This is a genomic window from Pelagibius sp., from assembly GCF_028289705.1.
Taxonomy (GTDB): Bacteria; Pseudomonadota; Alphaproteobacteria; order Kiloniellales; family Kiloniellaceae; genus Pelagibius.
In genome coordinates this window covers 21643-36510 of sequence record NZ_JANQOI010000189.1, presented here as the reverse complement: position 1 = coordinate 36510, position 14868 = coordinate 21643, and the positions used below count along the sequence as shown (strand labels likewise).

Below are 14868 nucleotides of genomic sequence, written 5' to 3'. Positions count from 1 at the left end.
GGGGGTTACGCCTTCTGGCTCCAGCGGCCGGCTTCGTCCTGCTGCCAGTAGGTGACCGCGTGACCGGCTGATTTGAGCGTCGTCCATTGCCCGCGCGCCGCCGCCACGGCGTCTTCGTCCGAACCGTCGAAGAGGATCGCACAGAGGCTGAAGCGTTCCAGATCCTCGGCCTCGCTGCCGTCGGTCAGAAACAGAACCTCGGCGCCGTTGGGCACGGCCTCTTCGGTGGTCAGCCAGACCGGCTGCCGGTCGGCGTTGCCGTCCTTGAGGCTGCCGTGGGGCAGGAAGGATCGGTCGTGGTAGGTCCAGAGGCTTGCCGCCAGGGCTTCGACCCGCTCTTCCGAGGCCGCGCGCACGACGGCACGCTGGCCCCGCTCCAGCGTCTTCTCCAACATCTGCGGCAAAGCCCGGTCCAGGGCCGTCCGTGTCAGATGATAGAAGCGAACTTCGGCCATGGGCGAAGCCCCTTCCCCACTATTCCCCTGGACCGACGTTCCTACTTCTCGTGGTGCTTGGCGACAAAGCTGTCCAGCAACTGCACCCCGAAGCCGGTCCCGCCCTTCGGCACCGTCGCCTTTTCCTTGGCGGACCAGGCAACCCCGGCGATATCGAGGTGGGCCCAGGGAGTCCCGTTCTTGATGAAGCGCTGCAGGAATTGGGCTGCGGTGATGGATCCACCGGCCCGCCCGCCGCTGATGTTCTTCATGTCCGCCGCGTCACAGTCGATCAGCTTATCGTAGTCGCTGCTGAGCGGCATCCGCCAGACCAGTTCGCCGACCTCCTTGCCGGCGGCGGTGAGCTGGTCCGACAGCTTGTCGTCGTTGCTGAACAGCCCGGCGTTCTCATGCCCCAAGGAGATGATGATGGCGCCGGTCAGGGTCGCCAGATCGACGATCAGCTTGGGTTTGAAGCGCTCCTGCACGTACCACAGCGCATCGGCAAGCACGAGGCGCCCCTCGGCATCGGTGTTCAGCACCTCGATGGTCTGGCCGGACATGGAGGTGACGATGTCGCCGGGCCGCTGCGCGGTGCTGGAGGGCATGTTCTCCACCAGGCCGCAGATGCCCACGACGTTCACCTTCGCCTTGCGGCCGGCCAGGGCCTTCATCAGGCCGATCACGGTGCCGGCGCCGCCCATATCCCACTTCATGTCTTCCATGCCGGCAGCGGGCTTGAGGGAGATGCCGCCGGTATCGAAGGTCACCCCCTTGCCGACAAAGGCCAGGGGCTGCTTGTCCTTGGCGTTGGGGGCGCCCTGCCAGACCATGACCAGAAGCTGCGGCTCGTGGGCCGAACCCTGCCCCACGCCGAGCAGGGAGCCCATGCCGAGCTTCGCCATCTCCTTCTCGCCCAGCGCCTGGACCTTGATGCCCAGCTTGCCGAGCTTGCGGGCCTCTGCGACGAACGACTTGGGGAAAATCACATTGGCCGGCTCGCTCACCAGATCGCGGGTCAGGAAAACCCCGTCGGCCAGCTTCTGCAGCCGCTGAAAGGCCTTCTTGGCCGCCGCAGCATCCTCGAGATGAAACTTGATCTCCTTCAGCCGAGGCTTCTTCTCCGGCTTTTCCTTGGTCTTGTACTTGTCGAAGCGATAGCTGCGCAGCACGGCCCCGAGGGCATAGTTGGCGGCCCGTTCCGGCGCAGCCTTGCCGCCCCTCAGCTTATCCAGCAGCACCGCTGCCTTGACCTCGCGCACCCGCAACAGATGTGCGGCCACGCTGCCGCCGAGGTTGCGCAGATCCTTGACGGTCAGCTTGGCGGGCGCGCCCATCCCCACCAGCAGGATACGGCTGTTGTTCAGCCCCGCCGGCGCGACGATCTCCAGCAGCTCGCCCCGCTTGCCGGCGAAGCCGTTGGCATCGATGGCGCGCTCCAGTGCTCCGTCGGTCAGCTTGTTCAAATGCGCGGCCGAGGGCGTCAGTTTTCGCTGATCCAGCACGCCGACCACCAGAGCGCCGGAGTTCGGAAGACTTGGCGCGGCAAAGGCAATATCCATCAATCCCCTCACGGAATAAGTCAGCCGGTCCGCTGGGTCCCACAGCAAGCCGGCAATTGAAGATCATAGGCTTCCAAGGTTAGGAGCGCGTAGCCTGTCAGCGCCGGCCCGTAAGTTCAAGTGTCAGGCCGTAAGCCCTTGGCGCGACTGGAGCTAGGGGCGGGAATTGGCTGGACGGGGGCCCGTGGCTCAGGCTATTCCTGACCCTCCAGACCGAAGCGGCCGGGCCTGATGCCTTCAATCACACGCTACGTACTCGGACAGTTGGTGACGGCAACGCTTTTCGTCACCCTGGCGCTGACCTTTGCGATATGGCTGACGCAATCGCTGCGCCTGATCGACTATATCGTGAACCGCGGCTTGCCGGCCTCGACCTTCCTGGCCTTTGTCGGGCTTCTCCTGCCGTCCTTCCTGGGGGTCGTGCTGCCCATCGCCTGCTTCGTGGCCGCGCTGTTCGTCTACCACAAGCTCGCCATGGACAGCGAGATGGTGGTGATGCGCGCCGCCGGCCTCTCGCAGCTGCAGCTCGCCCGTCCGGCGATCATTCTCGGCATTGTCGTGACCCTGGCCGTCTACTCGATCTCCCTCTATTTCCTCCCGGCCTCTTTTCGGAACTTCAAGGACTTACAGAACGCCTTTCGCAGCGACTTCTCGGCCGTGCTGCTTCAGGAAGGGGTCTTCACCACCATCTCCGACGACATCACCGTCTATGTCCGCGAGCGGTCGCCGGAAGGCGAACTGCGCGGCATCCTGGTGCACGACAACCGCGACCCCGAAAAACCGGTGACCATGATGGCCGAGCGCGGCGCTCTGGTCCCCAGCGAGAACGGCCCGCGGGTGGTCATGGAAAACGGCAACCGGCAGGAGGTGAAGCCGGGAACTGGCCGCTTCTCCCTGCTGTACTTTGAGCGCTATACCGTCGAACTCACGGAGTTCGGCAACGCGCCGCAGGCGCGCTGGCGCGAACCCAAGGAGCGCTTTCTGCACGAACTTCTCATTCCCGGTGAGGACAGCCGCGACCAACGCTACCGCCAGGAACTCCTGGCAGAGGGGCACTACCGCATCGTCGGACCGCTCTACAGCCTGGTGTTCGTCGTCATCGGTATGGCGGCGCTGCTGGCCGGCGAATTCAACCGCCGGGGGCAGATCAAGCGGGTGCTTTCCGCAATCGCCTGTGTCGCCGCCCTGGAGGGCCTCTCGCTCGCCCTGCACGATCTGGCCAGCCGCAACGCCGTAGCCATTCCGGCCATGTACGCGGCGGTCATGGTGTCCTTTGGGCTCGCCTTCTTCGTTCTGCTGCGCCGGCCGCAACGGCGTGCGCAGGAGCCGCTGGGCGAGGCGGCCACGCCATGAGCAGCGCCGCTTCCGTCCCGGCGATGCGGCGCCTGCGCCTCTCGCCCACGCTCACGAAATACATCGCGCGCCAATTCTTCTTCTGGTTTGGCAGCTTCGTCTTCGCCATCGTCGGCATCATCTTTCTGGCCACGGTGGTCGACCTCATCGACCGCCTGGCGACCAAGAACGTCTCCCTGGCCGTGACCCTTGAGATGGCTTTTCTCAAGCTGCCGCACCTCAGTCAGGAGGTCATGGCCTTTACGGTGCTTTTCGCGGCGATGACCACCTTCTGGCGCCTGACCCGGTCTCATGAGCTCGTCGTAGCGCGCGCCGCCGGCGTTTCCGTCTGGCAGTTCCTGCTGCCGGTGCTGGGCAGCGCCCTTCTGGTCGGCTTTCTGACGGTCACCGCGCTCAATCCCCTCGCCTCCATCCTGTTGAGCCGCTTCGAGCGCCTGGAAGCCAACTATGTGCGCAATGAATCCAGCTTTCTTGCGGTCTCCAAGACAGGCCTCTGGCTGCGCCAGGCCGACAGTGACGGCCAGTCCGTGATCCACGCGTCGCGCGTCAGTTCGGGTTCCGTGCTGCTGCACAACGTCATCGTGTTCCGCTATGCCGACCAGGACCGCTTCGTCAACCGCATCGACGCGGAACGGGCGCAGCTCCAGGATCGATACTGGCGCCTTTATGAAGCCTGGGTCTCCCGGCCCGGCGAGGCATCGGTCTTTCACGAGACCCTCGACCTGCCGACAGAGCTGACGGTGGACAAGATTCAGGAGAGCTTCGCACCGCCGGAGACAATTTCTTTTTGGAATCTTCCGGAATTCATTGAAATAATGGACGCAGCAGGGTTTTCAGCATTGCCCCACCGGCTGCAGCTTCATCGGCTATTGGCATTGCCGATGTTGTTTGCGGCAATGGTGCTGCTGGCCGCGACCTTTTCGATGCGCCCGCAGCGACGCGGCCGGGTCGGTCTGATCATCATGGCGGGGCTGCTGACGGGCTTTCTGCTGTACTTTATGTCCAATTTCGTTTTCGCAATTGGACTCTCGGGGACCATACCCGTGGTATTGGCGGCCTGGACTCCGGCGGGCGTGTCGTTGATGCTTGGGGTGGCGATGTTGCTGCATCTGGAGGACGGATAAGCGAGAGGTCATGCAGGGGGGCACGGGGCGTGCGGTGGCGATTGCCGCCGCCATCATTCTTTTTTGTTTTTCCGGCGCGGTCCGGCCGCTTGCGCAGCAGCTGGATGTCGAGGCGCTCGGCGATGTCCCTGCCCTCATCACCGCGGATCAACTCACCTACGATGAAGAAAACGGCCTGGTGGTCGCCGCCGGCAACGTGGAGATTTCCCAGGAAGACCGTGTCCTGCTATCCGACAAGGTCACCTACAATCTGAACACCGATGTGGTCACGGCCGAGGGCGACGTGACCCTCATCGAACCCAGTGGCGACACGGTCTTTGCCGACTTTGTCGAGTTGACCGGCGATCTGAAGGAAGGCTTCGTCCGGCAAATCCGCGTCCTGATGACCGACGGCACGCGCGTCTCCGCCGCCAGCGGCTCGCGCAGCGGTGGAAACCGCACCGAATTTAGCAAAGGCGTCTTCAGCCCCTGCGACCTTTGCCGCGAAGACCCCAGCCGTGCGCCGCTGTGGCAGATCAAGGCCAGCGAGGTGGTGCACGACCAGGAAGCCAAGGACATCATCTATCGCGACGCCTGGCTGGAGTTCTTCGGTATTCCGGTGATCTATACGCCCTATTTCGCTCACCCGGACCCGACGGTCGACCGGCGCAGCGGTTTTCTGGCGCCGACCGTCGGCAACAGCGATTTCCTCGGCGCCTCCCTCATGGTCCCCTACTTCTGGGCCATCGAGGACGACAAGGATCTGACGGTCGCGCCGATCCTCTCGACGAAACAGGGGGTCAATCTGACCCTCGAGTACCGGCAGCTCTTCGAAAATGGCGAGATCGAGCTCTTCGGCAGCGCCACCATCGCTGACCGCGAGGAGGTCGGCAGCGTCGCCAACGACCGTTTCCGCGGTCATCTGGATGCGGAAGGACAGTTCGAGGTCGACCGGACCTGGCGTTGGGGCTTCGATGTCAACCGCGTGACCGACGATACCTATCTGCGCGCCTTCGACTTCGGCACACCGCGGACCCTGGAAAGCACCGCCTTCTTCGAGGGGCTCAAGGGGCGCAACTATGCCGCGGTGCGCGGCTTCGCCTATCAGGGCCTGCGCAGCACCGACATCAACGACGAAATCCCCATCGCCGTGCCGCTGGCGGACTACAACTTCGTCAGCGAACCTGGCTTCGGACTGCCCGGTGCCCGCTATACCATAGACGGCAATGTCCAGGTGCTGACCCGCAAGGAGGGCCGCGACAGCCGCCGACTGTCGTTCATCGGCGGCTATCACGTGCCCTATACCAGCCCGCTCGGCGACATCTACGAGGTCACCGCACAGGTACAGACCGACGGCTATTGGGTGAACGGCGTCGAGCCGGGATCCGATTCCGTCAATCCCAGCGGTGCCGCGGGCAGCAACACGACCGGCCGCGTCTTTCCACAGCTCGCCGTCAAGTGGCGCTATCCCTGGGCGCGGCAGGACGGCTCGGTGCGTCAGGTGATTGAGCCCATCGTGCAAGGGGTCTTCGCCCCCAACGGCTCGAATCCCGGAGAGATTCCGAACGAGGACAGCCTGGATTTCGAGTTCGACGACACCAACCTTTTCGACCTCAATCGCTTTGCCGGAAACGACCGGGTGGACTCCGGCAGCCGCGTCGACGTCGGCCTCAAGTGGACGGCGACCTTCGGATCGGAGGGTTCCGCAGGCGCCTTTGCCGGCCAGAGTTTTCGCTTCTCAGAGGCGCGCGACACCTTCGCCGACGGTTCGGGCCTGGAGGACCAGGAGTCCGATGTCGTCGGCCGGGTCCAGTTTCGCCCGATCGAAGAAATCGACTTTCTCTACCGGTTTCGCCTGGACAAAGACGATCTGAGCGCCGAGCGCAGCGAAGTCGACCTAGTCCTCGGCCCGCCGGCGCTGAACCTCGACCTCTCCTACTTTTTCATCAACCAGGAAACCGACGACGAGTTCGGCGACCGCGAGGAGCTCCTCTTTGGAATCAATTCACGCTTGACCGAGAACTGGTCGGTCGGCGTCAGCCACCGCCGCGACCTGATCGAAAACGATTCCCTGAGGACCGCTGTCAGCCTGAGCTATCAGGACGAGTGCTTCCTGATCGAGGGCGTGGGCGAAAGGTCGTTCTTCAGCGATCGGGATATCGAGCCGGAAGACAGCGTTTTCGTCCGGGTTGTGCTCAAACACCTGGGTGAGGCCGCCGGCGGCTGAACGCCGTTTGCCCCGAGAAATCCGCGGCAAAGCCCTGCAGCAGCTTCCGTTTGAAACGCTGCCAGCCCTGGGGATATAGTGGCGCCGCGGTTTTCAGGAAATTCATGATGCCAGTGCGAAATGTAAGCCTTCCGATACGGGCGCCAGGGCGCTTCGGCCTTTTCATTCTCGGGTTCGCCGCTCTGGTTTCGCTTCTGCCCGTCTCCACCTCCCACGCGCAAGATGCCTTCCGTCCTGCTGCGGTGGTCAATGACGAAGTCATCTCGGTGCTCGATCTGGCGATGCGGGTGCGCCTCGCCATCGTCGGCGCCGGGGTCCGCGATTCCCAGGAGGTGCGCCGCCGTCTGACACCTCAGGTCTTGAACGGACTGATCGACGAGCGCCTGCAGCTTCAGGAGGCCGAACGCCTGGATATCTCCGTCACCGACGACCAGGTGGCCTCGGCCTTGCAGCAGATTTCGAAGCAGAACAACATGACCGAGGGGCAGTTCCTCGCCATGCTGCGTAATCGCGGCATCATCCCGACTACCTTGATCGATCAGATTCGTGCCCAGATCGCTTGGCAGACAGTGATTCAGCGGCGGCTGCGGCCGACCATTGCAATCTCCAATGAAGAGATTCAGGAAGTCGTGAGCCGGCTGGAGGCTCGCCAGGGTTCCGTCCAACGGCGGATTTCGGAGATCTTCGTCGCTGTGGAGTCCGCCGCCAAGGAAGACGAAGCCCTGGCCAATGCCAACCGCCTGCTGGAGCAGTTGCGGGCCGGGGCAAACTTCTCGGGCCTCGCCCGCCAGTTCTCGCAGTCCAGAACCGCAAGGCTCGGCGGCGATCTCGGCTGGGTGCAGGACGGCGAGCTCGCCGAAGAGCTCAACACCGCCCTTTTCCAGATGGGGCCGGGCGACATCTCTGCCCCGATACGCACGCCTGCGGGCTTCCACATTCTCCTGCTGCGCGATATGCGCAAGAACGAAGGCAACGTTGTCGACCGCACGAGGATCGAGCAGAACCTCACCGACCAAAGGGTCAATCAGTTGGCCCAGCGATCGATGCAGGAGTTGCGCCGCACGGCCAACGTAGACGTTCGCATATGATCCCGGCCGGCAGCGCCGGACCGAACCCCATGCCCCCGCCTCTGGCCGTTACGATGGGCGAGCCCGCCGGCATCGGCGGCGAGATCGCCCTAAGGGCTTGGCTGCAGAGAAAAGCGGAGCGGCTGCACCCCTTCTTCCTGATCGATGATCCCGAACGCCTGGCCGGGATCGCCACGGATCTGGACCTGCCCGTTGCCGCGATACGGATCGACAGTCCGGATGCCTGTGCGGAGGCATTCGGGGTCGGCCTGCCGGTCCTGCCGCTCGGGACGGCGGTCCAGGCCGATCCCAGCCGTCCGAAGCCGGAGAATACCGCCGCGGTGCTGCAGTCCATCCGTCAGGCGGTCACGCTGACCTTGTCCGGCGCCGCGTCGGCGGTGGTCACCAATCCGATCCACAAACAGGTCCTGATGGAGGCCGGCTTTCACCACCCCGGACACACGGAGTATCTCGCTGAGCTCTGCGGCAGTGCCGAAAAACCGGTGATGATGCTGGCCGGGGATGCGCTGCGGGTTGTGCCGGTCACGGTTCACAGGCCGCTTGCCGAGGTCCCGGCCAGTCTCAGCGGTGCCCTGATCGTCGAGACCGGCCGCACGACGGCTCTGGCACTGCGTACGCGCTTCGGCATCGACCGCCCCCGGCTGGCGGTCGCCGGGCTCAATCCACACGCCGGCGAGGGCGGTCAGCTCGGCACCGAGGATGCGGAGATCGTCGCACCGGCGGTGGCCCAGCTCCGCGGAGAGGGCCTGGATGTCGCCGGTCCGTTCGCGGCGGACAGTCTGTTTCATCCGGCCGCCCGCGCGCGCTACGACGCGGCACTCTGCATGTATCACGACCAGGCGCTGATCCCCATCAAGACCATCGATTTCGAGCGGGCGGTCAACGTTACCCTTGGCCTGCCCATCATCCGCACCTCGCCGGACCATGGCACGGCGCTGGACATCGCCGGCCGGGGCAAAGCCTCCGCAACCAGTCTGATTGCGGCCCTGGCCATGGCTGCGACCATGGCCGCCCGGAGCCACCGCAGCGCCGGAGAGCCGCGGTCCGCCGCCAGGCCATGAACCAGACCGCTCCGCCGCTGCCGCCGTTGCGCGAGGTCATTCGGCGCTTCAGTCTGGGCGCGCGCAAATCCCTGGGACAGCATTTCCTGCTGGACTTGAACCTCACCGGCCGCATCGCCCGCAGTGCCCCGGACCTGGCCGACGGGACGGTAATCGAGGTGGGCCCGGGCCCCGGCGGGCTGACCCGCGCGCTGCTGGCGGAAGGCGCCCGCCGGGTCATCGCCATCGAAAAGGACCAGCGCTGCCTTGAAGCGCTGGCAGAGCTTGCGGCCCACTATCCCGATCGTCTCGAGATCCTGGCCGGTGACGCCCTCACCCTCGCTCCGGCGCAGCTCGGGGAGCCGCCGCGCCAGATCGTCAGCAATCTGCCCTATAACATCTCCACGGCCCTGCTGACCGGCTGGCTGACGAGTCTGGCCGCGGACCCGGATGCGCTCGCGGCCATGACCCTGATGTTTCAGAAGGAGGTGGCGGCACGTCTTGTGGCGCAGCCGCGCAGCGCCGACTACGGGCGCCTGACCATCCTCACGCAATGGCTCTGCGAGGTCAGGATCCTGTTCGACATCCCCCCACGCGCGTTCACGCCGCCGCCGAAAGTGACTTCCAGCGTCGTGTCGCTGCGGCCGCGCAGTGCCGCTTTGGCCCCGGCCAGGCTGAAGACCCTCGAGCGGGTAACGGCGACCGCCTTCGGCATGCGGCGCAAGATGCTGCGCCAGAGCCTGAAGCCCCTGTTCGCAGACAGCGTGGCGGCGATCACGTCGCTTGACCTGGAGCCCACGGCGAGGGCGGAGGAACTGAGCGTTCAAGATTTCTGCAGGCTGGCGCAACTGCTGGACGCGCACGCACCGCCGGAGCGCTGATCCCTTGTCCAAGGGCATCGGCCGTCAGCGGCCGAGTCTCAGCCCCTCGACGAAATCCCGCAGGCCGATCCGCCGCTCCCGCTTCAGCCGCTCCGCCGCGAGGATGGCCTCGACCTGATCCACGCTCTGGTCGAGATCGTGGTTGATGATGATGTAGTCGTATTCCGCCCAATGGCTCATTTCGTCGGCCGCCTTGGCCATGCGCGCGCGCACGACCTCGTCACTGTCTTGAGCGCGGCTGTGCAGGCGCCGCTCTAGCTCCTCGGTGGTGGGCGGCAGGATGAACACGCTCACCAGATCCTCGCGCGCCTTCTCGGCAACCTGTTGTGTGCCCTGCCAGTCGATATCGAAGAGCACGTCTTGGCCTTTCTCCAAGGCCCGTTCCACCGGCTCACGCGGTGTGCCGTAGCGATTGCCGAAGACCATGGCGTGTTCCAACAGCGCCTCCCGGTCGATCATCTCCTGAAAGCGCGCGTCGGAGACGAAGAAGTAATGCACACCCTCGGTCTCTGCCGGCCGCCGCGCCCGCGTCGTGGCCGAGATCGACAGCGAAAGATTGCCGTCCAGTTCCAGAAGGCGGCGGGAAATGGAGGTCTTGCCGGCGCCGGAAGGCGAGGACAGCACCAGCATCAGCCCGCGCCTTTTGATGTTGCCGTCTTCCACGCCCGCTACTCGATGTTCTGAACCTGCTCGCGCAACTGTTCGATGGCCGATTTGAGGTCGAGACCGATGCGCGTGAGCTCGACGTCCGCCGATTTGGAACAAAGCGTGTTGGCTTCGCGGTTGAACTCCTGACAGAGGAAATCCAGCTTGCGGCCAATGGCGCCGCCACCGTCCAGCAGGGCGCGCGCCGCAGAGACATGGGCCTGCAGCCGGTCAAGTTCCTCGCGCACATCGGCCTTGCCGGCGAGCAGCGCGAGCTCCTGCTCCAGCCGTTCTTCCGAAAGGGCGTTGCTCTCCGACAGCAAGAGGTCCATCTGCTCGCGCAGGCGCTGGCGCAGACTCTCCGGTTGGGTGGCCGCACAGCCCGCCGCCTCGCCGCAGAGGCGCTCGATGGTGTCAATATGGCCCCGGGCCATCTGGAGAAGCCGTGCGCCCTCTTCCGACCGCATGGCCAGCAGGCTGCCGAGCGCGGTCTTCAGATCGGCTTCTATGGCCTGCCGCCTTCGATCCCGGTCCTCGGCGCTGTCTTCCTCTTCCACCGGTTCCAGAATGCCGCGCAAGGCCAGCAGCCCGTCCAGACGCGGCGGCGCCGCATCGAGGCGGGACTCCAAGCGACCGATCACGTCGAGAACCTGTTCCAGCAACTCTTCGTTCAGTTGCCAGGCCTGCTGGGCTTCGCCGCGCTTGACCTGCAGATTGACCTGCGCGTTGCCGCGGTGACAGGCGCCGGCCACCGCCTTGCGCACCAGCGGGTCCAGCGCTTCATAGCCGCCGGGCAGGCGCGAGCGCACGTCCAGGCTGCGGCCGTTGACGGTTTTGATTTCCCAGGCCCAACTGACCGAGTCATCGCCGCCTTCCATGCGCGCGAAGCCCGTCATGCTGTGCACCAAAGCTTTGGTCTTGGTCACTCGGCCGTCGCTCCCCCGCACGTCGGACTTGGCCCGCCCCGGTCCAGTTCCGGCACCCCGCAGCGGCGGTCCCATATATACTGGCGGCTTCTGAGCACAACAAGCGTCCAGGGCAGCCACTGGCAGCCCCGGATGACCGCCCTTCCAAGAGCACCCCGCGGAGCAGTCTGAACACCATGCAAAATCCCAAATCGATCATGATCACCGGCGGGTCCAGCGGGATCGGCGCGGCCCTCGCGCGCCGCTACGCAGGCGAAGGGCGATTGCTGGCGATCACCGGCCGCGATCGCGAGCGCCTTGAGCAGGTGGCCGAAGACTGCCGCGCGGCCGGCGCAGAGGTGGTCAGCAAGGTGGTGGACGTCTGCGACCGGGCCCTCCTGGACTCCTGGATGGCCGAGATCGACCGGGAGCGGCCCCTCGATCTGGTCATCGCCAATGCCGGCGTTTCGGCGGGCACGGGCCTCTTCGGGGAGAACGCCGAGCAGACCCGCCACATCCTCTCGATCAATGTCGACGGTGTCGTGTCGACCGTGTTGACCGCCATCGCGCTGATGAGAGCCAGGGGCCGCGGCCAGGTGGCCATTATGTCGTCTCTGGCCGCCTTCCGGGGCTTCCCCGGTGCGCCCGCCTACTGCGCCTCCAAGGCAGCCGTGCGGGTCTGGGGCGAGGCTCTGCGCGGCATGGTGGCACCCCAGGGCCTGACGGTCTCGGTCATCTGCCCGGGCTATGTGAAAAGCGCCATGACGGCGGTGAACGACTTTCCGATGCCTCTGCTCATGGAGGCGGAGAAGGCGGCGGCCATCATCGAGCGTGGCCTGGCGGCGGGCAAGGCCCGCATCGTCTTCCCACGCCGCCTCTTCGCGGTGGTCTGGCTGCTGTCCCTGCTGCCCCCGGCCTGGACCGATCCGCTGCTCAGCCGCCTGCCCGAAAAGCCGGCATCGAGCTGATCTTCGGCCGTCACGAACCTGCCCGAGTCAGTCCGTCTTTTTCTTCAGGCTCTTCAGGTGCTTGCGCCACTTGGCGACATTGCGGTTGTGCTCCGACAGGGTCTTTGCGAAGGCATGGCCGCCGTTGCCGTCGGCCACGAAGTAGAGATAGTCGGTCTCCGCCGGATTGACCGCAGCCTCCAGGGAGGCCCGGCCAGGGTTGGCGATGGGCCCGGGGGGCAGGCCCCTGATCTGATAGGTGTTGTAGGGGGTCGGCGTGGCGAGATCCTTGCGCGTCAAAGCGCGGCCCAGCGGCGCCTTGCCCTCGGTGATCCCATAGACCACCGTGGGGTCGGACTGCAGGGGCATGCCTTTGCGCAGGCGGTTGACGAAGACGCCGGCCACGAGGGCGCGCTCCGCATCGACGCCGGTTTCCTTTTCGATGATCGACGCCAGGATCACCGCCTCCTCCGGCGACTTGAGCGGCAGGTTCTCCGCCCGCGCCGCCCAGACCTCCGCCACCGTCTGTTCCATGGACTGGCCCATGCGCGCCAGCACCGCCGCGCGCTGATCGCCGCGGTGGAAGTGATAGGTTTCGGGCAGCAGGACCCCTTCCGGGGGCGTTCCGGAGACGCTGCCGTCCAGTGCTTCGGCATCCTTCAGCAAGGACAGGATTTCGCTGGTGGTGAGGCCTTCCGGCACGGTGATCCGGTGCACCACGGTGGCACCGCTGGAGATCACGGTGGCGACCTCGGCCATGGAGCTGCCGGCTGCGATGGCATACTCGCCGGCCTTCAGGGCCTGGGCATCCCCCTCGAGACGCACGCCGAGGGCAAAGAGAGTCGCGTCCGCGACGATCCCCTGCTCGGCAAGGAGTTGGGCGATACTCTGCAGCCCCGCCCCGCGCGGCACCATGATCGTGGCTTCCGCGCGCAGCGGGCCGGGTGCCTCGAAGCGGTCGAGCACATAGATCAGAAGACCGCCGCCGGCGAGAGCCAGCACCACGACGAGAAGAACGGCAAGACCGCCTAATCGCCGCATCGTCTCGCTATTGGAGTTCGGCCAGGATCAGGCTGGCGTTCGTGCCGCCGAAGCCGAAGGAGTTGGAAAGCGCCCGGCGGATCGGCCGTTCCTTGGCCTGGTGCGGGGTCAAATCGATGCCTTCACAGGCCGGCGAGGGAGTGTCGAGGTTGAGGGTCGGCGGTGCCACGTTGTCGCGGATGGCGAGGATCGAGAAGATCGATTCCACGGCCCCCGCCGCGCCCAGCAGATGGCCGATGGCCGATTTCGTCGAGGACATCGTGAGGGCCTTGGCGGCATCACCGAAGAGCCGCTGCACTGCGCCCACCTCGATCTCGTCGCCCAGCGGCGTCGAGGTGCCGTGGGCATTGATGTAATCAATGTCGCTGGGGTCGAGACCGGCGCGGCGCAGTGCTGCCTGCATGGCCCGGTAGCCGCCGTTTCCGTCCTCCGGCGGCGCGGTGATGTGATGGGCATCGCCGGACAGGCCGTAGCCGACGACCTCGGCATAGATGGTCGCGCCGCGCGCCTTGGCGTGCTCCAGTTCTTCCAGAACCAGGACGCCGGCGCCCTCACCCATGACGAAGCCGTCCCGGTCTTCGTCCCAGGGGCGCGAGCCGCGCTCGGGCGTGTCGTTGAAGTTCGTCGAGAGGGCGCGGGACGCCGAAAAGCCGGCGATCCCAAGCCGGCAGACGGCAGCCTCGGCACCGCCGGCGATCATCACGTCGGCATCGTCCAGCATGATGAGCCGGGCCGCATCGCCGATTGCATGAGCGCCGGTCGAGCAGGCCGTCACCACCGAGTGGTTCGGCCCCTTGAAGCCATAGCGGATCGAAACCTGTCCCGAGATCAGGTTGATCAGAGCCGCCGGAATGAAGAAGGGCGACAGCCGCCGCGGTCCGCGTTCGTGAACCGTGATCGATCCGTCATAGATGGTCTCCAGCCCACCGATGCCGGAGCCGATCATAACGCCGGTGCGCCAGCGGTTCTCGTCATCCTCCGGCATCCAGCCGGCATCTTCGATCGCTTGCTGCGCCGCCGCCACGCCGAAGATGATGAAGCGGTCGAGCTTGCGCTGATCGCGCGCCGCCAGATAGTCGTCGGCATTGAAATGGCCCTCCGAGGTCTCCCCCAGAGGCACCTGGCCGGCAATCTTGGACGGCAAATCCGACACGTCGAAGTTTTGGATGCCGCGGATGCCCGATTCCGCGTTGGTCAGGCGTTTCCAGACGTGCTCAACGCCGCTGCCAAGCGGCGTAACCAAACCCAGTCCTGTAACGACAACCCGTCTCATACCTATCGAGGCCCTCGCACGGTGAACCGCTCAGGCGACAGCCTGCATCTCGTCGCTGCTGTCGCGTGAATCACCCGCTCAGGAATGTTCCTGGATGAAATCGATGGCGTCCTTGACGGTCACGATCTTCTCGGCCGCGTCGTCGGGGATCTCACAGCCGAACTCTTCCTCAAAGGCCATGACCAGCTCGACGGTATCCAGGCTGTCCGCCCCCAGATCGTCGATGAAGCTGGCGGTATCGGTAACCTTTCCATCGTCGACGCCCAGATGCTCGACGACGATCTTTTTGACGCGATCGGCGATGTCGTTGCTCATTTTATTCGATCCTCAGATTCTTGCGCTTCGTGGCGTGAAGCGGGTACCGTCACA

General features: G+C 65.3%; 14 protein-coding genes. 7 read left to right on the top strand and 7 right to left on the bottom strand.

What is annotated here, in order from left to right:
- Positions 1–5 precede the first annotated feature (5 nt).
- Both Q0996_RS24840 and Q0996_RS24835 read right to left on the bottom strand, forming a co-directional pair.
- Positions 6–455, bottom strand: coding sequence for a DNA polymerase III subunit chi (locus tag Q0996_RS24840; protein WP_299626699.1), 450 nt, complete (start codon positions 453–455; stop codon positions 6–8).
- Positions 456–496: 41 nt separating this feature from the next.
- Positions 497–1996: a leucyl aminopeptidase gene (locus Q0996_RS24835; protein ID WP_299626696.1), complete on the bottom strand. Its 1500-nt coding sequence runs from the start codon at positions 1994–1996 to the stop codon at positions 497–499.
- 231 nt (positions 1997–2227) lie between these two features.
- Here Q0996_RS24835 and lptF point away from each other — a divergent pair, with 231 nt between their 5' ends.
- The 6 genes from lptF to rsmA all read left to right on the top strand — a co-directional run bounded on the left by lptF (position 2228) and on the right by rsmA (position 9688).
- A complete protein-coding gene (gene lptF / locus Q0996_RS24830; protein WP_299626693.1) occupies positions 2228–3349 on the top strand; it encodes an LPS export ABC transporter permease LptF in 1122 nt (373 codons plus the stop codon).
- Positions 3346–4473, top strand: coding sequence for an LPS export ABC transporter permease LptG (gene lptG / locus Q0996_RS24825; protein ID WP_299626690.1), 1128 nt, complete (start codon positions 3346–3348; stop codon positions 4471–4473). The genes lptF and lptG overlap by 4 nt, the downstream gene beginning before the upstream one ends.
- Positions 4474–4483: 10 nt before the next feature.
- On the top strand, positions 4484–6679 hold the full coding sequence (locus tag Q0996_RS24820) for an LPS-assembly protein LptD (protein WP_299626687.1): 2196 nt from the start codon (positions 4484–4486) through the stop codon (positions 6677–6679).
- A gap of 107 nt (positions 6680–6786) precedes the next feature.
- A complete protein-coding gene (locus Q0996_RS24815; RefSeq protein ID WP_299626684.1) occupies positions 6787–7767 on the top strand; it encodes a peptidylprolyl isomerase in 981 nt (326 codons plus the stop codon).
- 29 nt (positions 7768–7796) lie between these two features.
- Positions 7797–8828, top strand: a complete 1032-nt coding sequence (gene pdxA / locus Q0996_RS24810; RefSeq protein ID WP_299626680.1) for a 4-hydroxythreonine-4-phosphate dehydrogenase PdxA — start codon at positions 7797–7799, stop codon at positions 8826–8828.
- Positions 8825–9688: a 16S rRNA (adenine(1518)-N(6)/adenine(1519)-N(6))-dimethyltransferase RsmA gene (gene rsmA / locus Q0996_RS24805; RefSeq protein ID WP_299626678.1), complete on the top strand. Its 864-nt coding sequence runs from the start codon at positions 8825–8827 to the stop codon at positions 9686–9688. Before pdxA ends, rsmA begins: the two co-directional genes overlap by 4 nt.
- A 24-nt stretch (positions 9689–9712) precedes the next feature.
- Here the strand turns inward: rsmA and gmk are convergent, their stop codons facing one another.
- Both gmk and Q0996_RS24795 read right to left on the bottom strand, forming a co-directional pair.
- Entirely contained in the window at positions 9713–10318 is a 606-nt protein-coding gene (gene gmk, locus Q0996_RS24800; protein WP_299626846.1) for a guanylate kinase, read from the bottom strand.
- A gap of 38 nt (positions 10319–10356) precedes the next feature.
- Positions 10357–11259, bottom strand: coding sequence for a YicC/YloC family endoribonuclease (locus Q0996_RS24795; RefSeq protein ID WP_299626675.1), 903 nt, complete (start codon positions 11257–11259; stop codon positions 10357–10359).
- 176 nt (positions 11260–11435) lie between these two features.
- On the opposite strand from Q0996_RS24795, the gene Q0996_RS24790 reads away from it, so the two are divergent.
- Positions 11436–12206 carry an SDR family oxidoreductase gene (locus Q0996_RS24790; RefSeq protein ID WP_299626672.1) on the top strand — a complete coding sequence of 257 codons (771 nt, stop codon included), beginning with the start codon at positions 11436–11438 and terminating at the stop codon, positions 12204–12206.
- A 27-nt stretch (positions 12207–12233) separates the two neighbouring features.
- On the opposite strand, the gene mltG is transcribed toward Q0996_RS24790, so the two are convergent.
- The 3 genes from mltG to Q0996_RS24775 all read right to left on the bottom strand — a co-directional run bounded on the left by mltG (position 12234) and on the right by Q0996_RS24775 (position 14814).
- Complete coding sequence (gene mltG, locus Q0996_RS24785) at positions 12234–13226, bottom strand: endolytic transglycosylase MltG (protein WP_299626669.1); 993 nt, start codon at positions 13224–13226, stop codon at positions 12234–12236.
- Between the two features lie 7 nt (positions 13227–13233).
- The gene (fabF, locus tag Q0996_RS24780) at positions 13234–14499 is read right to left on the bottom strand and encodes a beta-ketoacyl-ACP synthase II (RefSeq protein WP_299626666.1); all 1266 of its coding nucleotides are present in this window, start codon (positions 14497–14499) and stop codon (positions 13234–13236) included.
- 78 nt (positions 14500–14577) lie between these two features.
- Complete coding sequence (locus Q0996_RS24775; protein ID WP_299393023.1) at positions 14578–14814, bottom strand: acyl carrier protein; 237 nt, start codon at positions 14812–14814, stop codon at positions 14578–14580.
- Positions 14815–14868 lie beyond the last annotated feature (54 nt).